Here is a 17,530-nt window from a genome sequence, read left to right as displayed (position 1 = left end):
CCAAGTTTTTTTATTTCAAAACAACTAGAATCTTTAATTAATTTCAGCCCATTTAATCATTTTTTTGGAAGTAGTATCGAAAAAGCCGTGTCCTCCTACCGTTTCACCAGTATGCATTTTAAGAGTAAAGGTGACTTTTTGTACGTTTCCAATCGGACTATGAGAAAGGTAACTCATACTCCCTTTTAAATAGGTAAATGAACCTTTTGCCGGAATTCCACCACCTAATTGCATTATTTTTTCAATTTTTTTAAAGGAAGAATGAAAATAATATTCCTCCTGAAGAATAACAGCTGTTTCATAAGACAATTTCCTTTCTGTTAACAATTGTTCAACCCGAAAAGAAAATAGTGTTAGAAATAGGATAAGTACCACTAACGTCAATGGGTATGTCAAGCCTTGTTCCTTACTTCTCATAATAGTGGAACCCATTCAATATATGCGTGCACCATTACACTGTATTCTCTTCCCCAAATATCTTTAACGACTATTTTTACTGAGTTTTTTATCCTGGAAAAAGTGACCACGGATACATTTTGTAGTAACGTTTCATGACCAGTTGAATTCACACGTCTTCTTATACTACTGCCATATTTCTCATAATAAACGGTTTCATTATTATTTGTTAACACCAGTCTTCCTGAAATCACTTCCACTTTAGAGCTAATATGGATTTCCTTTTTCATCTGACTGCAAAATACGTCCCATTCCATTTCCTGTAGTCTTGCATTGGAATCTTTATGATCTGCGATTATTTGAAATACGGGGAGCATAAAAAATACAATAGTCGTAAAAATGCTAAAGGCAAATAATACTTCAAGGAGGGTAAAAGCTTTTTCATTCCGGTACTGCACAGTTTTCAATTTTCGGAAGAAGTGAAGTTCCCTCAACTTTTACACACACCTCCTGTAAGGTATTCTCTTGAGTCCAATAAATTTTATATTCTGTCCCATTATGCGATAAGGAGTAACTGGAATTTGATCTGTCTTCCGTCAAGTTTGCTTGAAGTTCTTCATATAATAATTGATTAGCCCTTTTCTCTCTCACAAGCTGCTGAGATTGATTAGCCAATTCCGTTAAGATAGGGATAAAAAACAAGGTCAGCATAAACCAGGCAGACAATGATAAAAGGAGCTCAAGTAAAAAGAATCCCTCAATCTTCTGTAACATAAAACCGTCCCTTTCCGATTAATAGCGTTAATCGGTAAATCTTTCGTTCTGATCGAATTAATAATGAGCCAAATCTGTCAATATTCCCACTTGGGAGAAACTTAAAATATAACGGGATAGTCGCTTGACTTACACTAATCTTCGGAGAGTGAAATCTTTCAACAAGTCGATTACTGCCAGCAGCGAGGAAATACATATGTTCATGTTCATAGAAGATGACTTTCACTTCCATCTGATTTGCAATCGCATACTGTTGACCGTAATATAAATCTGCTTTTAATTGAGAAATAAACGCCTTTTCATTTACGGAATGGTATTGTGGCTTTAAGTTAAATGCAGTAATCGAGGAGATCAGTAAAAAGATGGAGAGAACAATCAAAGATTCTATAAGTGTAAATCCCTTTTGATTGTGGAGCATTAAGATGCTGGTTTGGCTACTGCCGTAACATTTCCTTCGGAGTCAATCAAAACATTCTTTGTTCCATTTGGACAACCGGTATCTTCAATTAGATATTTATCTGAAATAAGATCTGCCATAGTAGGTACCTTATTCTTGTCAATGATATAAGACTGTACTTGTGCTTGAACCATTTTCACAAACGCCTCACAACCTTTGGTGTTTATATTTGTGTTGTGCCTTGCTACGTTGGGAATTGTAACAATTAATAAAACAGAAATAACTAGCATGACAATCATCATTTCTACAAGTGTAAACCCTTTTTCATTTTTCATCATAAATTCCTCCATTTTCATATTGTCTAGCTTCAGCGCCTAGGGGCTCTCAGGTCTAGGCCAATCCGTCTAGGAGGTTAAAGAACAACCTCCCAGCCGACTCGTCTTATGCCTGTCGCCCCTGTGCACTAAGGTAAACTCCTTCGAATATTCATCGCAGGAACAAGCTGTGCTTGTTCCGAAGGCGCTTCCGCTTTTCATATTCCTTCCATTAGCTGGAACATTGGTAGTAATATTGCTAAATACATTGATACAACGAGAAATCCTATAAACAGATAGAGTACAGGCTGAATCATTTTTAAACTTTTTTCGATCCTTTCCTCCATGTTCACCACACAATGCTGACTGAAGAAGAGTAATTCCTGTTCCAATCTTCCATTTTCTTGACCATGTTTAATAATCATAGGAAATTCTTTTTCAAAAAACGGGAAACTCGCCAATATTGATTCGAGTTTTTCACCCGTTAACAGTTTTTGCTTAATCTCCATTCCTAGTTGACTATAAAACGGCTGTCTATGATTCTTTTCAAATAATAGTAGGGCTTCAAAAACAGAAATTCCCCCAGATAAGAGAAAGCTTAATTGGACAGAAAAATAATGGGTAAACAACAGTTTGAGGATTCCTCCAGCAATCGGCATTCTTACTAGTAGTGAACGTTGCTGGAGGACGGAGTTTTTCCGAAATACAAAAATATAATAAATTGCACCTACTGCCAACAGCAGCAGGAAGATACTTAAAAATTTCGGAAAATATTCATCAAAGGAGTAAAGTACCTTCATAAAAAAGTTAGCTTCGAGACTCATAGATTCGAAGAGACTTGTAAATTTGGGGAGAAGTGATTTCTGAACAAACACAAACAAAAAGCCTGTGATAAAGATAAGTAATATTGGATATTGTAAAAGTTTTAAAAGTTTTTTCCTATCATTCTCCTTTACTAATGCAAGTGAACTCCCTTCCATAAGAGCCTCAGCAAAACTCCCGTGTTGTTCCGCGAAATAAACATAACCAATTAAGTCCTTGTGAAATCCTAGAATATTTAAAACATCATGGAATGAAATCCCATTTTTCAAATCAACCAAACAATGATGCAATTCTTCTTTCCGATTCCTAGGTAAATGCAAGGATAAAGATTCAATTGCTTCTGCAATAGGGTAGCCTCGTGCAAGTAATTCCCCAATTCTTTTTAAAAATATTGCTTGCTCATTGACAGACCAGCTATGGCGTTTCATGATTATAGACCAAACGATCGTATTCTGACTCTTTAATATATCCAAGAGCAATCCCTTTTTTTATTACTTCTTTGACGGTCATGTAACGGGAAATAATATTTTCCCCTTTTGCTTCTTTCATTGCAGCATTAAGGTTTCTCCCTGATAAAAGTTCAAAGACACTCGCCCTTTTCCACCTTCCATATGAATAGCAGAAGGGTGAACACTCCCCTTCGCAATATGGACATGTTAATTCGACTAATCGCTGGGCTGTAACCGCTATTAAGGTTTGTTCGACCTCCAGCCAATTTACTCCAAACTCATGGAGACGATAAACAGCCCCCTTCGCATCCCTTGTATGCATTGTGCTGAGTACTAAGTGCCCCGTTAATGCTGCACGAACAGCAATTTTAGCAGTTTCCGCATCACGAATTTCACCGACCATGATAATATCAGGATCATGTCGAAGAATCGCCTTTAAGCCGGCCGCATATGTTACACCCGCTTTTTCATTCACTTGTATTTGTAAAACAGAGTCGTAGTTTTTTTCGATGGGATCTTCAAGTGTGATAACGTTTCGATGAAATAGATGTGCGGTTTCATTTAAAAGGGAGTAAAGAGTTGTCGTTTTGCCAGATCCGGTCGGACCTGTGAAGATAATTAAACCGTGTGCGTGTTTTAGGAGAGCTAATAGTTTTCTGGTCATTCCAGGGAAAAGTGAGAGTTGATGAAAGGGAATCTGTTCTTGTTGAGGAAGCAGTCTGATTACAAGACTTTCTCGATTGTTAGATGGAAGGGTTGAAAGTCTAAGGCCCATTAATTTTCCGTCCACTTCACAAAAAATTGCACCGCTTTGAGGGCGTCTTCGTTCTCCGATATCCATATTTGCAGTAAATTTAAAATGTGAAATTAATCTGTCGCATTCATCTTTTGGAAGTGATAACCGGGGAATTAGTTTGTTCGTTAAGCGGATTTGAATGAGAGTGTCTTTTTTCCTTGGTACAATGTGAATATCTGATGCTTGGTTTCGCGCAGCATCCTTGATAATCCGATTTGCTAGTATTTCGATAGCACTAACAATGGGTAACACCACCTTTTATTTTTGTCTTTGTAGTAATTCGACATCCTTCAAGCTTTTCCTCCAAGATTCTTCTTTTTATAAAATATTTTTTTAATTTATTTACAACATAATTTCCTAAAAAATAACTATTGACAGACAGATTGTATATGATTTGTATACCTTTTATATAACCCAACTTTCTATCATCATTCCTTAAATGTGACCAAATTCTAAACATAAAGTGTTAACATTGTTAACCTCATTCCCATGTTTAAATAGCTGTATTATAATGGGTATAAATTATGGGGGTTCGAGGTGAACTAGAGATGGAACAAACATTAAAGATAACAAATGTTTTATCAGATCCAACAAGGTACTACATCTATCAATACATTACGAAACGTCACCAAGAAGTAACAGTACAAGAGGTGGCTGAGAACTTTAATATTCATCCCAATGTTGCAAGATTACATTTATCAAAGCTTGAAGATGTAAATATGTTAGCTTCTGAAACAAAAAAGACTGGTAAAGGTGGAAGACCAAGTAGATTATACCGTTTATCAGACGACGTAATTCAATTGCACTTCCCGTTCCGTGATTACATGCTTCTATCTAAAGTAGCGATTTCCACAATGCTTGCATTAGGTGACGTTGGTAAACAAGCTCTATATTTAACGGGCAAGCGTTTTGGTACAGAAATTATTGATCAAGAAATGGCTAAAAGATCTTTTGGGGAAGAATTAGAATTTGACCAAAAGTTATCTATATTAAAAAGTGCAGCAACATTAGCTGGGTTTTATCCAGAATTTGAAGTAAATGGTGATCACACAAAAATTTTCTTCCAAATTTACAATTGCCCTTTCAAAGAAGTTGCAGAAGAACACGAAAGTGTATGTGCTATGCACCACGAGTTCCTAAAAGGAATGTTTGAAGCATTATTTGACAAAGTGGAATTAATTGAAAAAGAAAATATCATATCTGGCTGTGAAACTTGCTCCTATCAGGCACTTGTTTCAAACTAATTTTAAACCTTATTTACTTTTGACCTCCTTTTCTTTATAATATTGCATGATGGTACCGTAGGGGAAAAGGAGGGATACATATGGATCGCATGTTCAGAGTTTTGGGTTTCTGGACGGGTATTTTTACCGTAATGTTCTATCTAGGTGATATGGATAAAACTGCAATGCTTTTCTTGGCCCAAACTGGATTCTTTGTTTTGTTAAGCTATCTTAAACTTTCCGAACGTATGTATATGTATGTTTTCGGAGCATATTTAACCGTATTCTTCGCAGGCTTCACTTATTGGACAACTTTTATGATGCCGCTAGGTGGAGGACATTAAGAAGATTTATCACACATAAAAAACACCGGAGCTTTTCTCCGGTGTTTTTTATTATACTTCATCTAAGAGATTAAAATCATTAAATCCTTTCTGTTGAATAACTATATGGAAAAATGAACTTATTCCAGACGGCATGACCAAACTCCGTATTGCACGATTACGTTTGCTTATCTCTGAAAAAGGATTTGGGTCATAATGATTTTCTAATTCCTTTAGTATTCCAGCCTTTAGTAGAAACTCATCCTGTCTTAGCTTTGATACAAACTTTAAACCTGCTTGATCTCCTTTTTGTATGAACCAATCAAAATGGATGTGTGTGGTTATATCCATTTCTCCAGGATGCTCCAAGACATCATTAATCATTTGGTGCTGATAATATCCTCTTAAACTTCCTTTCATTCGTGAAGGATGATTCCAATCTTCTCTGGTATAACCATAGTCAGCCGTCACTACAATTCCCTTCGTTAATACCCTAGATATATTCTGTATCATCCCTTCCATTAACAAAGGGGCTTCTATTCGTTGTTTTTCATTTAGTTCGAGCCCGCTTTCCTCTAAAAAGGTATGGATGGCTGGATTGGTTAATAACACCCTATCCTCATATAAGGTTTCATTTTTCATACCTACCATAACCTCGTACAATTGGCCGCGATCTTTCTCAATTACATGAACAGGCAAAGCATCAAATAATTCATTTGAAAATATCATTCCTTCGAATGGCTCAAGTTGATTTAGTTTATTTACTTGTTTTACGGAGAATTGGGGTTTAAGTAATTCATTTTGTAATTTCAAATGATACTGACTGCTTTCGACAATTATGTATGTTAATGGAGTCCTGATTGAATCCTCCCATTCCTGTAAAAAGGCATGTGCAAAACGACCATTACCTGCGCCAATCTCACAAAAAACTGGTTCTAAGTCATTCTCCCTGCAAACTCTTGCAAACCATTTTGCAACAATTCGACCATAAATATCGGAAATATTGCTTGTGGTAATAAAATCACCTTGCTTGCCAATTTTTTGTTTACTTTTCATATAATAACCTAAATCGGGATGATAAAGGACTGCCTCCATATATTCTGCATAGGTGATTAATTGTGTGGGTGAGTTTGTAATTAAACTTTTTAAATAGCTAATCATAAGTACTCCTTCTTGAGTTTTCATCATTGACATAGTGTAAACTTTGTTATATTGTAAAATTAGTAGCTTAACTATATCCCTCCCATTTTTAATATGAAAAAAACATCCCCCAGAAAAACCCTTCTCAAACGAGAAGGGTTTTTCTTTTGTATACAGAATTCGTCTAGCTCCAGCGTCTAGGGGCTCGGGGTCATAAGCCCCTGGGTAAGACGCTTCCGCTTTGGAATTTAAAACCCATTTAAAAACGGATTGCTGTCCATTTCTTCTCCAATGGTAGTTATAGGGCCATGCCCGGATAAAACAGTTGTTTCTTCAGGTAAGAATAATAACTTTTCATGAATGCTTTTCATCAGTTGTTTATGGTTACCCCCCGGAAGGTCCGTTCGTCCAATACTTCCCTGAAATAAGGCATCCCCTGATACAACAAATCCCTCTGATTCAAAGTGAAACGATACACTCCCTGGAGAATGCCCTGGCGTCTCAAGGACGGAGAACATGAAATGACCAATGGTTATAGTCTCTTCTTTTTTTAAGATAACATCTGCTTTATTTATTTTTATTAACTCTTGCATTTTAAAAAACTTGGATCCATTTAATCCAGGGTCTAATAACCAATCTTCTTCCTCTTCATGAATATAAACAGGAATTTTGTAGTAGTCTCGCACCTCATCAACGGCCCCGATATGGTCAAAATGTGCATGTGTTAAAAAAATCGCTATCGGATTAAGCTCTCTTTTAGTTAACCACTTTATTAGCTTTTTCCCTTCACTGCCTGGATCAAAAATTAAACACGATTTGTCCGGACTTTCAACTATGTAACAATTTGTTTGCAAAACCCCTAGAGGGACTTGAGACCATTTCATTTTTAACACTACCTCCAACTATTTTTACATTAATTTTATTTTACACTATATATGTTGTATTGCTAACTTTTTTAGCCCTCGACAAATGATTAAAAAGAATATAAAATAAGAGTCGAATGTATATAATATTCTTACATAACTATCTTAGAAGTATTGGTCTATAACCAAGTATTATCTAATAAAGGGGGCTTTATTAATGGGAGTAGTTATTATTTTTGCATTAGTTTCTTTACTTGCTGCTTACGGTGCATTCACTGCCCTAAAAAATAAAAATTTCTTAGGAGCATTCTGGGCAGTAGCAACATTGGCTGTTTTTGGTTGGTTCACAGTCATGACCCTTATCGAAAGTGGTTTTCCTACTGGAACACACTAAACCTTTTAAAAAAATTGAAAGACTGCCAAAACGGCAGTCTTTTTATTTTTCAACGATCTTAGTTAATTCTTTGGTGTTAAAATTAATTAATTCTTCAAAACGGTTTCCATACAAGGCTGCTTCCCCGGAAGGTGATAATAAAATCGGTTCGTTCTTCAGCCCCTGCAAGATTATGTTTTGTTTCCCACTATTTATATCATAGCTTACAAGTTCGAAACCTTCTGTGTAAGAATCTGCTTCCGCACTTTTCAACGGCTTAAGGGTAATAAATGTCCCTTTACCTTCATTGAAATCAAAATAAGGAACAAGCCAGCCTGAAAACATGGTGAGATGTGGAATTGAAAAAGAAGATAGTTGCTTTTTCTCTTTATTGTAAAAAGTATACGTTGCCTGTAATTGCTCCTCATCCAAGACAGTAACAGTCATCAAAATGTTATGAAAGGTTGAAAATTGAAGAACATCCGTAATGATAACTTCCTCATCATCACTCCCTAATTTCTTTAACAAGAGTGGTGCGAAGAGTGAGGGGCTTACTTCATCCCAGTTTAAAAAAGCAATTTCTTCTTTTCCTATCCACTTAATAAAAGGTTGAGGAATCGATAATTCAGATGTTTGATTTTGTTCAATATTAAGTAGCAGCATTGTATATGTCCAATCCTCATTAAAAGAAGAGATCAGGATCTCTGACTCATTAAATGGATTCCACTCAAATGCTAATTCATAAGATGGGAAAGAATGTTTCATTAATTCAGTTCCATCAGGAGATAATATGGTAACTTGTCCTTCATAGGTGGAAGGAGATGTTTGTATGAGTATATTCTTTTTTGTAGGGCTAATCTGTAAGGTGACAATGGGAACTTCACTCTTATAGAGTAACTCACTGTTACCTGTGAGTAGATCATAAAGGTATATAGAAGAAGATTGTTCAAGATTAGTAATATAGAGTAACTGATGGTCTGAAAACCAGCCGCCAATTTTATAAAATTCACCTTCAGGAATTTTAATTGGGAGTTTCCAATCTTCCGATGGTTGAGATGGTGGATTATTATGCTTATCAATCGTTTCAGAAGGACTAGGCTTAGCTTCTTGTTGCTGCGTACAAGCACTAAAAAAGGAGGCAAAGACGAGCAAAAAGGAGATTTGAAAAATATATTTTATGACACTTTTAGCATTACTTACTCGCACTTTTCTCCTCCCCTCCTTTTTTCTACTCAATAATTAGTACGTTTTCTTAACAAAAATGTTTCAAAATTTACAGAATCATTGTAAAAATAAGAAAAAAGTCGCATACTTACGACTTTTTTTATTTTTAAATAACCAACACAATAGTTTATTTTAATGTCAACAGTATCATTTTACAAGTTGTCTCTATAACTATTTACAAATAAAGTGAGGCTAGAAATATCCCCTCAACTTTTTGGAAAATATCTTTATATTGTGATAAGGGCAATGGATTTATTCCTCTCCCAAGTTCGATTGTAAAACCTGGGCGTTTATATTCCTGAATAAACCAATCCTTGAAACCTGCATGACTATCAACATTTCGAATCGCCTTGTATCCACTCACCCGTTCAAATTCCTTAGCTAGAATTTCCGATTCTGGAGGTTCAAAACCTTCATATCCCCAATAAAACTCTTCTCCTTGGGTATGAAAGGCTAAAATTCGATCAAATTGATTGTTTTTTATTAATTCGGCCATAGCAATTGCCTCAGGTTCTGATAAGGAGGACTTACCCGGAAAATCTCTTGGCGCAGGAGATTTTGGTACCTTCCTCTCCTGCTCAATCTCCCAATTTGCAGGGTATTGATTATTTAAGTCTACTCCTCTAATATTTGCCTTCCAATGTACGAATTCATTGCTTCCTTCATTCATCATCAAAACCTTTTCTCGTTTGTCTGATGGGGGTCCATTTAATACTAGGTCTACCCCGTCTGGATTTACCATTGGAACAATGGATAGTTCAGTCTCATTATATAAATTAATTGCATTTATACCTCTAAGCGTACTTCGATTCGTTAGTGAAACCAGGTATCGATTTACAAGGTTCATTAAAACCATCGTTGTAATCCATTCATTCGCATGAAAAGAGGCATTCATATGAACCTTTTTCAATCCCTTTCCAATTCGAATTTCTTGAATTGGCTTTCCCATAACGCTAGTACCTATTGAATTCAGACGTATAAAGGGATATAACTTCTTAAGAGTCTTGATTTGCTTCAATAATATCCCTGAACCATAGGGTAATTTAGAATGAACAGTATCCTCTGTGATGCGTTCCGGAAGATAAAGGATTTCACCTGGCTTTAGTTGATTAGGATCTTGCATTTGATTTATAATCATGATGGCATCCAGTGTTGAATTTTTTGTATTAGCAATCTTCCATAAAGTATCCTCTTCTTGTATTGTATATGGAACAGAAACATACCCTGGAATAAATATTTTTGTACCAGATTTTAAGTTTGATGGATTTACGTTCTCGTTTGAATCGATAATGAGTTCCGGTGGAATCATAAATAATTGACTATAATACGTATAGGAGTCACCTTCACGGACTCGAAATTCCATATTTTTCTCCCTCCTTCCATCATAAAAATCATATGATGGATGGACGGAGAAAATGAGTAAAACAAAAAACCTGCAGATTAGCAGGTTTTTCAAAAAAGTTCCCTATATGGATAGTTTATTTTTTATCAGCCAGGCCGCCCCAATAACACCAGCATCATTTCCTAGTGTCGCTAGCGCAAGGGTAGTAGACTCTCTTACCGCAGAGAATGCATACATAGAGAAGTTTTCTTTTACTGCATCTAATAAAATATCTCCTGCACGCGAGACACCACCACCGAGAACAATCTTCTCAGGGTTCAAGGTATTAGCAATATTCGCCAGAGCAAAACCTAGATGAAAGGCGACTTCATCTACTAATTTTTTAGCCAATTCATCACCCTTACGAGCACAATCAAAAACATCCTTGGCTGTCACTCTTCCATTTTCAGCAAAAATTAAGGCTAATTGCCCCTTTGCTTCTGCATTTGAAAATTCATCCTCTGCTAATCGAACAATGCCTGTTGCTGAAGCAATTGTTTCAAGACAACCAGACTTTCCGCAGTTACATGGTGCTCCACCAAAAGGTTTAGACGTTATATGACCTATCTCTCCAGCAGCGCCATTAATACCGCGAACAATATTACCATTAGCGATTACACCACCGCCTACACCAGTTCCGAGTGTCACACACACTAGGTCTCGTGCACCACTGCCGGCACCATCCCACATTTCACCTAATGCTGCACAGTTTGCGTCGTTCTCAATCTCAACTGGCAAGTCGGTTAATGAATGCAGACTTTCTTGTAATGGAAAGTTATCCTTCCATCCCAAGTTAACGACATTTAAGACAACACCCTTCTCATTATCTATCGGTCCAGGTGCACCCATGCCAATTCCAATTAGTTTAGCTTTCTGCTCCTTAAGCTCTACTAGTTTTGAATCTATTGCATTTGCAATATTTGTAGTAATATTTTGACCTTCATCTGAATTATCTGTAGGTATCTCCCACTTATGAAGGATTTCCCCGTTCAGATTAATAAAAGCTAATTTGGTTGTTGTCCCGCCAAGGTCAACACCTACTATCCATTGTTCTGACAATGTAATCACCTATCTTTTTCTTCTTTTTCTTCTTTTTCTCTTAAGAATCTAATTTCGTGTCTTAGAATTAAAAGCGCAGTCGAGTATTCTTTTGGTTCAATTAGCTGAGCCTGATATAAATCTCTTACCTCTGACTCCATTAATTCAAGGTCAGCAATTCGGTCACCAATATAAATAATCGTTCCAAATTGCTTTAAAAACTGTTGAATATCATAAATTGACTTCATGTTTTAGCCCTCTTACTTAAGAATGAGAAACAGTACAAATAAAGTATACCCTAACGCTTATCCTCCCTCAAGAGGTTCTTGCTAAGCAAATTTAAACACAAGATTCTGGCATGTCCAGCCAATAGTCCCCATATAACATTAATATATCTATCTTTTTCTGATAGTAATATAGAAGGTGGGATTAGATGAAGAAAATGTACTTGGTCCTTGTCGGTTTTATTCTCGTTATTCTAGCTTTTTCGATACATCAGTATAAAAATCCGAAAGTACAGGAAAGTATTACGTATTTCCCGATTGACCCAAAGGTCACCTTTAAAACAGCACAGACCACACTTACAGTGATGAATAAGCCTGCTAACACAATCGTTTGGAAGGAACACTCCACTTTGGATCAGAAAGCCTATCTCAGGCAAGATGCTGCTCTATTATATGCAAACGGACGCCTTATCGATGAACTTTGGAATTGGAAGCAGAATACCGCAATAATTGATCAGGAAAAAAGAATCACTCTGGGCGAAAGTGTACTTTTACAAGCTATTACCTTTCATCATGCCGAGCTTCATGAAAATGACAATCAAATTTTCAGTTCGCAAGCAATGTCATCGGCTCAACTATACTTCATTACATCACAAGCAGTTGAAGCAAATATGAAGAAACAATTAGACGAACAGACAGAAAGAATGCTTCAACTTAACTGGAATAAAGCTTTGCGCCACTTCTCGATTAATTTGAGCAACTATCAGGCTTTTCCCCTCAGCCAATTTAATGAACTGGCCAAGGATACCTTACCAGGTTTTACAAAATCAGAGACTGGAACGATTGTAGGAAACCTTTGGGAGGGCTTATATAAAAATTATATTCTCGGAATAAAAAAAGCAGATGGCACCATTGAAAACCCTAAAGGCAGTACCCTTCCGCTTATATTAATCGCAAATGATAAAACACATCTATTGGTATTAACTGAAACAAGTTCCGCTGAACCTATTCTCCTCCGTCAAATGATGGGAGAAGACGATTAATTTCCTGGACTAGTTCCGAGTATTCTCTTTGCTCAGGCATTAATTCTACTGCTTTCTCTGCATTCATCTTTGCTTGTTCTAAGTCACCTTCCTCCAAGCAAATTAACGCTAAATAGTAATAGGCATCAGGAAAGTTGGGCTCTAGTTGAATTGCTTTTTGTAAATGACCTTTTCCGTCATTCAGCATGCCCTTTCTAGTTTCAACAATGGATAATGAAAAGTAGAATTGGGCAGGAGGGTTCTTTGTGATTTTCTCAACTCTTTTTAAAACATTATAGGCTTCATCATAATTTTCATTATACACATAGTCTTGAACCACCAATATATAACTTTCATCCCTTGCCTTCACCTTATCGCTAAACGCATAGGTTAATGATCCCCAAACGATTGCACAGGACATAACGAAAAATAGAGTTTGTAAATATGGCTTCTTCTTTTTAGGAAACTGCACGATTCCGGCTGCCAAAAAGCCCCCAGCTAAACCACCTAAATGACCTGCTTCGTCAATGCCCGGGATCGTAAAGCTGATGATAAGATTAATAACTAGGATACCTATTACACTAGCACCCATTGTTCGGGAGAATAATTTTGGATACGTAATTCCAAAATAGAGCAAAGCACCAAAGCAGCCGTATATGGCCCCACTTGCACCTGCTGAAACACTTTGACTAAATAGAAAACTAGCAATAACCCCAGTCACTCCAGCAAAAAGGTAAATGACTAGATACCGGAAACTACCGTACATTTTTTCAATAGCCGTACCTAAATAATACAAAGAGAAAGTGTTCATTGCCAAATGCATTAAACCTATATGTAGAAAGATAGGTGTGATGAATCGCCACCATTCTCCGTCATAAATATAAAAATTATATTTAGCTCCATATTTTATTAATGTAGTGTTATTGGTACTTCCCCCTTGGATTTCTAAAAAAAGAAATATGGCAATCTGAATGATCATAAAAGCATATGTAAAAAAAGGCCTTCCATTAGCAAAAGCTGCTCTTTCTGATTTTTCCTTTTTTACAGCTGAATCTAAAGCTGCCTTCTTTTCAGAAACAACCTCTTGCTCAGAATATGTGTCATGTATCGGGAAGGAAACTTCCCTTTCAAGTATTGTTGATAAAACTTTAAATCCTGAATCGTACTGATCTCTAGTCAATAATACTGAACTCACACTCGTTTTATTCCCATTTGGAAAGATATATGGACTTTTCAGCCGATATTCGTATTCATCAACCGGAGGAAATTGACTTATATAAATATTTACAACCGATAGCTCTCCACGTCCAATCTGTTTTCGGATCTTTTCACCATTTGAGGCAGTAAATTCAATATCTCTTTGCATGGAGTTACTCCAGTCTAAATCCTGACGTAACAACCGTAATATCGGGTTTTTATTATTTTCTAATTTCTCGAGCCATAATTCTTTTTGATTTTCAAATAATTGAATAATTCGGTACCCTTGCTCTGCAATAAAGTAATTAGCCAATCTCCAAAAAACATAATCCTCTTTATAATTCAATACCCCCACTACTTTCTATATAGAACTTCTACCTTAGATATTTTTCACTAGTTGTAATTATTATAAACGATTATCAAGGTAAATCATTACGAAACATAAGTCATCTTATTAAACAAAAAAACCATCTGAGGTTTTCACCATTCAGATGGTTTTTGTGCAGATCCGCCAAATACAGTCTGCATCATTTTATTTTTCACACCTGGAAAGCTCATGAACGAGCCTACAGCTATTCTACGCATCCAGCCTGACCTGAGTAACAGGTTAATAATCCGGTATCTGAATCGGAATGCAAAATAGCCAATGGACCCAATCATAAATATGGATGTCAACATACGAGACATATCATCCCTCCTACCCATATTGTGTGAATCAAAGTCTGTTTTTATCCATTTATTTAGTACTTACTTAATACAGGGTCCATGGTTTGTTTAAGTACGTTTACAGAGTTAGTGAACTTTTCTTTTTCCTTTTTATTCAAATCAAGTTCTACCACTTCTCTGATTCCACTTCTATTTACCACAGCAGGAACACCAATATAAACGTCATTATGACCATATTCACCATCTAAATAAGCCGAGACAGTTAAAACTGAATTTTCATCACGCAATATCGCTTTTGTTAAGCGAACCAGCCCCATCGCAATACCATAATATGTCGCACCTTTTCGCTCAATAATATGATAAGCAGCATCCCTGACATTGATAAATATATTATCTAAGTCTTCTTGGTTCGTTTCATGTTTACTTGTCCATTCGGAGATTTTCATTCCAGCAATATCTGCGTGGCTCCATACTGGTAGTTCCGTGTCTCCATGTTCGCCAATGATGTAGGCATGAACGTTACGTGTATCAACATCATAATACTGTCCCAATAAAAAGCGGAACCTTGCTGTATCTAAAATAGTTCCAGAACCAATTACACGTTCCTTTGGAAGACCAGAAAATTTCCAGACAGCATATGTTAATATATCAACTGGGTTCGTTGCAACTATGAAAATACCATCAAAACCACTTGCCATTATTTGTTCAACTATACCTTTAAAAATGTTCGTGTTCTTCTCTACAAGGTCCAAGCGAGTTTCACCTGGTTTTTGATTTGCACCAGCTGTGATCACAACTAGGTCAGCCTTATCGCAATCCGCATAGCTTCCATACCAGATTTTCGTGCGGGAAGGAGCAAAAGGCAGACCATGATTTAAATCCATCGCATCCCCTTCAGCTTTTGCTTCATTTAAATCAACTAGTACAAGTTCCTCTGTAATTCCTTGATTTAATAAAGCAAAGGCATAACTTGAGCCAACAAAACCTGTTCCAACCAGAACAACTCTATTTACTTTTACCATGATATTTCCTCCTTGGTATAGTTGATATAGTAATAATTCATTATACATTGATTGTACAGTAATTCACAAAATTAATCTTTGCTAGTATGTTAAAAATAATAAAGAACCATCATCGCTAAGATGGCAGCGCTAAATCCTGACAAAAAATTCACCATATCATTATCCACTAAATGATAGCCTTTTATTCTTCTGGCTGCTGTTTGACAGTGGACTTTTTTCTCCGTTTCAATTCCACATATGCTGCAGATATAAACCTGCTGATAATAGGCGCCTATTACAGTATCGAAGATATTTCCTAAAAAACCAAATAAGAAAATTATAAAGAAGTGATCTACCTCCAACTGAAATATCCAAGCACCCACCAGGGCAATTAACAATGACCCTAGTAGTCCAGCAAAAGTTCCTAGCCAACTAACAGCACCAGATGTGCCTTTATCTATCCTCTTAAAGGTACGTATGTATACGGGTTTTGTTTTACTTAACGAGCCAACCTCGGAAGCCCATGTATCTGAATTTGAACTGGCAAGACATACAATAAAACCAATCAGCCAAATAATGTCTTGATTGTAATAATAAATGATACTTATCAATGCTGCTGAACCACCATTTGCTAGGACTTGCCGCCAATCTCTAGTCGATCCCTTCGCTAACTTTTCTTCCATTTCTGCTTTTGCAGAACTTTTGTATTTTGACCATAGGCTGGAAGTTGTAAAGAATAATCCCAGTAGGATTAGTCCTTTAACACCAACCCCCAAAAAGACAGCTATACCCACGAAAACGGCAGCGATTGCGCCACTAATACTTAAAGACCGTTCTTTATAACCTGCTAGTCCGCCTAATATGAGAATAGTGATAACAATTAGTGTTTCAATCATTTTGTATTTATTACCTCGTTATTTGTGATAATTTTCGAGACCGGGATATCATGTTCCTCTATGTCAAATTGGGATATAACTTGGAAATGAAAGGCAAGAGCCATTGTTTTCCCATTATATCCTGGTAAATAGCGATCATAGTATCCCCCGCCAAAGCCTAACCGAAATCCTTCATTTGTATATGCTAATCCGGGTACAATCAATAGATCAATGTTTTCAGGTTTTACCTCTATCGTCTGTTCTATTATAGGTTCGAATAATCCATAGAAAACAGATTCTAACTGCGAAAACTTGGTTATTTTATGGAAGGTTAGCGCCTTTTTCTTTGGATGACATTTTGGAATAACAACTTCTTTTCCAGACTCCCATGCTTTTCGTATGATTTGATATGTATCAACTTCTGGTTCCTTCGAAACAGTGATTCCGATTACTTTTGACTGTTGCCAGTCTTCATGATTATAAAGATTAGTGGCAATTTTATAGGAGTAATGTTCATAGTAAGGTTTGGATAGTTTTGAAAGTCTTTCTTTCATTTCATTTCGTATGAAGTTTTTTTCATTCATATCTGTCGTATTCTCCTTATTTTTTGACAACAAAAAAAGCAGCAGGAAGCCCTACTGCTTATTTTGTTTCACGGTGTGCTGTTGTACGCTTTTCTCTTGGGCAATATTTCTTAAGCTCAAGACGATCAGGGTTGTTACGTTTATTTTTTGTTGAAATATAGTTACGATCTCCACACTCAGTGCAAGCTAACGTAATATTTACACGCATGTTAATTTCCCTCCAAACGATTAAGCTAGTTCGTTCATACGACTTTTCTATAATATCATTTTTCAAAAGGAAATGCTAGTGTGATTTTAAAGAAATGCAAAAGCGCCTTGAACAGGGAAAAATGCAGTTCAATTTTTCCTAGGGGCGACAGGCAAAAGACGAGCCGGCGAGAAGGTTGTTCTTTAACCTTCTTGACGGATTGGCTTAGACCTGAGAGCCCCTAGGCGCTGACGCTAGACA

General features: G+C 36.5%; 23 protein-coding genes. 4 read left to right on the top strand and 19 right to left on the bottom strand.

Translation table 11 applies throughout. From position 1 onward, the window contains the following. Positions 1-33: 33 nt before the first annotated feature. From comGG to comGA, 7 genes are all read right to left on the bottom strand, one after another. A complete protein-coding gene (comGG, locus tag QUG14_RS26205) occupies positions 34-417 on the bottom strand; it encodes a competence type IV pilus minor pilin ComGG (protein WP_289343399.1) in 384 nt (127 codons plus the stop codon). Next, on the bottom strand, positions 414-890 hold the full coding sequence (gene comGF, locus QUG14_RS26200; protein ID WP_289343398.1) for a competence type IV pilus minor pilin ComGF: 477 nt from the start codon (positions 888-890) through the stop codon (positions 414-416). The genes comGG and comGF overlap by 4 nt, the downstream gene beginning before the upstream one ends. Continuing rightward, complete coding sequence (gene comGE / locus QUG14_RS26195; RefSeq protein WP_289343397.1) at positions 838-1,170, bottom strand: competence type IV pilus minor pilin ComGE; 333 nt, start codon at positions 1,168-1,170, stop codon at positions 838-840. The genes comGF and comGE overlap by 53 nt, the downstream gene beginning before the upstream one ends. Further along, positions 1,154-1,588 carry a competence type IV pilus minor pilin ComGD gene (comGD, locus tag QUG14_RS26190; protein WP_289343396.1) on the bottom strand — a complete coding sequence of 145 codons (435 nt, stop codon included), beginning with the start codon at positions 1,586-1,588 and terminating at the stop codon, positions 1,154-1,156. The genes comGE and comGD overlap by 17 nt, the downstream gene beginning before the upstream one ends. Continuing rightward, positions 1,588-1,905, bottom strand: coding sequence for a competence type IV pilus major pilin ComGC (gene comGC, locus QUG14_RS26185; protein ID WP_483310761.1), 318 nt, complete (start codon positions 1,903-1,905; stop codon positions 1,588-1,590). The genes comGD and comGC overlap by 1 nt, the downstream gene beginning before the upstream one ends. Before the next feature lie 194 nt (positions 1,906-2,099). Continuing rightward, the gene (comGB, locus tag QUG14_RS26180; protein ID WP_353961093.1) at positions 2,100-3,176 is read right to left on the bottom strand and encodes a competence type IV pilus assembly protein ComGB; all 1,077 of its coding nucleotides are present in this window, start codon (positions 3,174-3,176) and stop codon (positions 2,100-2,102) included. Then, the gene (comGA, locus tag QUG14_RS26175) at positions 3,118-4,200 is read right to left on the bottom strand and encodes a competence type IV pilus ATPase ComGA (RefSeq protein ID WP_289343395.1); all 1,083 of its coding nucleotides are present in this window, start codon (positions 4,198-4,200) and stop codon (positions 3,118-3,120) included. The genes comGB and comGA overlap by 59 nt, the downstream gene beginning before the upstream one ends. A 296-nt stretch (positions 4,201-4,496) precedes the next feature. On the opposite strand from comGA, the gene QUG14_RS26170 reads away from it, so the two are divergent. Next, the gene (locus QUG14_RS26170; protein ID WP_289343394.1) at positions 4,497-5,192 is read left to right on the top strand and encodes a helix-turn-helix transcriptional regulator; all 696 of its coding nucleotides are present in this window, start codon (positions 4,497-4,499) and stop codon (positions 5,190-5,192) included. 80 nt (positions 5,193-5,272) lie between these two features. Beyond that, complete coding sequence (locus tag QUG14_RS26165; RefSeq protein ID WP_132088334.1) at positions 5,273-5,515, top strand: DUF2626 domain-containing protein; 243 nt, start codon at positions 5,273-5,275, stop codon at positions 5,513-5,515. Between the two features lie 51 nt (positions 5,516-5,566). Here the strand turns inward: QUG14_RS26165 and QUG14_RS26160 are convergent, their stop codons facing one another. Together QUG14_RS26160 and QUG14_RS26155 are read right to left on the bottom strand one after the other, a co-directional pair. Further along, a complete protein-coding gene (locus tag QUG14_RS26160) occupies positions 5,567-6,655 on the bottom strand; it encodes a class I SAM-dependent methyltransferase (protein WP_289343393.1) in 1,089 nt (362 codons plus the stop codon). Between the two features lie 227 nt (positions 6,656-6,882). Beyond that, positions 6,883-7,518, bottom strand: a complete 636-nt coding sequence (locus QUG14_RS26155) for an MBL fold metallo-hydrolase (RefSeq protein ID WP_289343392.1) — start codon at positions 7,516-7,518, stop codon at positions 6,883-6,885. A gap of 196 nt (positions 7,519-7,714) precedes the next feature. On the opposite strand from QUG14_RS26155, the gene QUG14_RS26150 reads away from it, so the two are divergent. Next, entirely contained in the window at positions 7,715-7,891 is a 177-nt protein-coding gene (locus QUG14_RS26150) for a DUF2759 domain-containing protein (RefSeq protein WP_289343391.1), read from the top strand. 42 nt (positions 7,892-7,933) lie between these two features. Here QUG14_RS26150 and QUG14_RS26145 read toward each other — a convergent pair whose 3' ends face one another. The 4 genes from QUG14_RS26145 to QUG14_RS26130 all read right to left on the bottom strand — a co-directional run bounded on the left by QUG14_RS26145 (position 7,934) and on the right by QUG14_RS26130 (position 11,761). After that, positions 7,934-9,076, bottom strand: coding sequence for a YqgU-like beta propeller domain-containing protein (locus QUG14_RS26145; RefSeq protein WP_289343390.1), 1,143 nt, complete (start codon positions 9,074-9,076; stop codon positions 7,934-7,936). A gap of 193 nt (positions 9,077-9,269) precedes the next feature. Then, complete coding sequence (locus QUG14_RS26140) at positions 9,270-10,457, bottom strand: M14 family metallopeptidase (RefSeq protein ID WP_289343389.1); 1,188 nt, start codon at positions 10,455-10,457, stop codon at positions 9,270-9,272. 102 nt (positions 10,458-10,559) lie between these two features. Continuing rightward, positions 10,560-11,534 carry an ROK family glucokinase gene (locus QUG14_RS26135; protein ID WP_289343388.1) on the bottom strand — a complete coding sequence of 325 codons (975 nt, stop codon included), beginning with the start codon at positions 11,532-11,534 and terminating at the stop codon, positions 10,560-10,562. 5 nt (positions 11,535-11,539) lie between these two features. Further along, on the bottom strand, positions 11,540-11,761 hold the full coding sequence (locus tag QUG14_RS26130; protein WP_289343387.1) for a YqgQ family protein: 222 nt from the start codon (positions 11,759-11,761) through the stop codon (positions 11,540-11,542). Positions 11,762-11,946: 185 nt separating this feature from the next. Between QUG14_RS26130 and QUG14_RS26125 the strand changes: the two genes are divergently transcribed. Further along, positions 11,947-12,780, top strand: coding sequence for a hypothetical protein (locus tag QUG14_RS26125; RefSeq protein WP_289343386.1), 834 nt, complete (start codon positions 11,947-11,949; stop codon positions 12,778-12,780). On the opposite strand, the gene QUG14_RS26120 is transcribed toward QUG14_RS26125, so the two are convergent. From QUG14_RS26120 to rpmG, 6 genes are all read right to left on the bottom strand, one after another. Then, a complete protein-coding gene (locus tag QUG14_RS26120) occupies positions 12,743-14,311 on the bottom strand; it encodes a rhomboid family intramembrane serine protease (RefSeq protein ID WP_483310760.1) in 1,569 nt (522 codons plus the stop codon). The two genes, QUG14_RS26125 and QUG14_RS26120, sit on opposite strands and share 38 nt — an antisense overlap. A gap of 125 nt (positions 14,312-14,436) precedes the next feature. Next, the gene (locus QUG14_RS26115; protein ID WP_289343384.1) at positions 14,437-14,643 is read right to left on the bottom strand and encodes a hypothetical protein; all 207 of its coding nucleotides are present in this window, start codon (positions 14,641-14,643) and stop codon (positions 14,437-14,439) included. Between the two features lie 53 nt (positions 14,644-14,696). Further along, the gene (locus tag QUG14_RS26110) at positions 14,697-15,647 is read right to left on the bottom strand and encodes an L-lactate dehydrogenase (RefSeq protein WP_289344237.1); all 951 of its coding nucleotides are present in this window, start codon (positions 15,645-15,647) and stop codon (positions 14,697-14,699) included. An 86-nt stretch (positions 15,648-15,733) separates the two neighbouring features. Continuing rightward, positions 15,734-16,519, bottom strand: coding sequence for a DUF92 domain-containing protein (locus QUG14_RS26105; protein WP_289343383.1), 786 nt, complete (start codon positions 16,517-16,519; stop codon positions 15,734-15,736). Then, positions 16,516-17,082, bottom strand: coding sequence for a 5-formyltetrahydrofolate cyclo-ligase (locus QUG14_RS26100; protein WP_289343382.1), 567 nt, complete (start codon positions 17,080-17,082; stop codon positions 16,516-16,518). Before QUG14_RS26100 ends, QUG14_RS26105 begins: the two co-directional genes overlap by 4 nt. 58 nt (positions 17,083-17,140) lie before the next feature. Continuing rightward, positions 17,141-17,290 carry a 50S ribosomal protein L33 gene (gene rpmG, locus QUG14_RS26095; RefSeq protein ID WP_015594975.1) on the bottom strand — a complete coding sequence of 50 codons (150 nt, stop codon included), beginning with the start codon at positions 17,288-17,290 and terminating at the stop codon, positions 17,141-17,143. Between the last annotated feature and the right edge of the window lie 240 nt (positions 17,291-17,530).

This window comes from Neobacillus sp. CF12 (assembly GCF_030348765.1).
In the GTDB taxonomy this organism is placed as follows: domain Bacteria; phylum Bacillota; class Bacilli; order Bacillales; family Cytobacillaceae; genus Neobacillus.
Note: the sequence above shows the minus strand (reverse complement) of the source record. Positions and strands in the feature narration are given on the sequence as shown.

Bases quoted from the DNA above. Each gene is read 5' to 3' on its own strand.
- QUG14_RS26165 (WP_132088334.1), top strand. From the start codon at position 5,273: ATGGATCGCATGTTCAGAGTTTTGGGTTTCTGGACGGGTATTTTTACC.
- QUG14_RS26125 (WP_289343386.1), top strand. From the start codon at position 11,947: ATGAAGAAAATGTACTTGGTCCTTGTCGGTTTTATTCTCGTTATTCTA.
- QUG14_RS26115 (WP_289343384.1), bottom strand. From the start codon at position 14,643: ATGTCTCGTATGTTGACATCCATATTTATGATTGGGTCCATTGGCTAT.
- QUG14_RS26150 (WP_289343391.1), top strand. From the start codon at position 7,715: ATGGGAGTAGTTATTATTTTTGCATTAGTTTCTTTACTTGCTGCTTAC.
- QUG14_RS26160 (WP_289343393.1), bottom strand. From the start codon at position 6,655: ATGATTAGCTATTTAAAAAGTTTAATTACAAACTCACCCACACAATTA.
- QUG14_RS26140 (WP_289343389.1), bottom strand. From the start codon at position 10,457: ATGGAATTTCGAGTCCGTGAAGGTGACTCCTATACGTATTATAGTCAA.
- comGE (WP_289343397.1), bottom strand. From the start codon at position 1,170: ATGTTACAGAAGATTGAGGGATTCTTTTTACTTGAGCTCCTTTTATCA.
- QUG14_RS26130 (WP_289343387.1), bottom strand. From the start codon at position 11,761: ATGAAGTCAATTTATGATATTCAACAGTTTTTAAAGCAATTTGGAACG.
- comGC (WP_483310761.1), bottom strand. From the start codon at position 1,905: ATGATGAAAAATGAAAAAGGGTTTACACTTGTAGAAATGATGATTGTC.
- QUG14_RS26105 (WP_289343383.1), bottom strand. From the start codon at position 16,519: ATGATTGAAACACTAATTGTTATCACTATTCTCATATTAGGCGGACTA.
- comGG (WP_289343399.1), bottom strand. From the start codon at position 417: ATGAGAAGTAAGGAACAAGGCTTGACATACCCATTGACGTTAGTGGTA.
- comGD (WP_289343396.1), bottom strand. From the start codon at position 1,588: ATGCTCCACAATCAAAAGGGATTTACACTTATAGAATCTTTGATTGTT.
- rpmG (WP_015594975.1), bottom strand. From the start codon at position 17,290: ATGCGTGTAAATATTACGTTAGCTTGCACTGAGTGTGGAGATCGTAAC.
- QUG14_RS26100 (WP_289343382.1), bottom strand. From the start codon at position 17,082: ATGAATGAAAAAAACTTCATACGAAATGAAATGAAAGAAAGACTTTCA.
- QUG14_RS26155 (WP_289343392.1), bottom strand. From the start codon at position 7,518: ATGAAATGGTCTCAAGTCCCTCTAGGGGTTTTGCAAACAAATTGTTAC.
- QUG14_RS26170 (WP_289343394.1), top strand. From the start codon at position 4,497: ATGGAACAAACATTAAAGATAACAAATGTTTTATCAGATCCAACAAGG.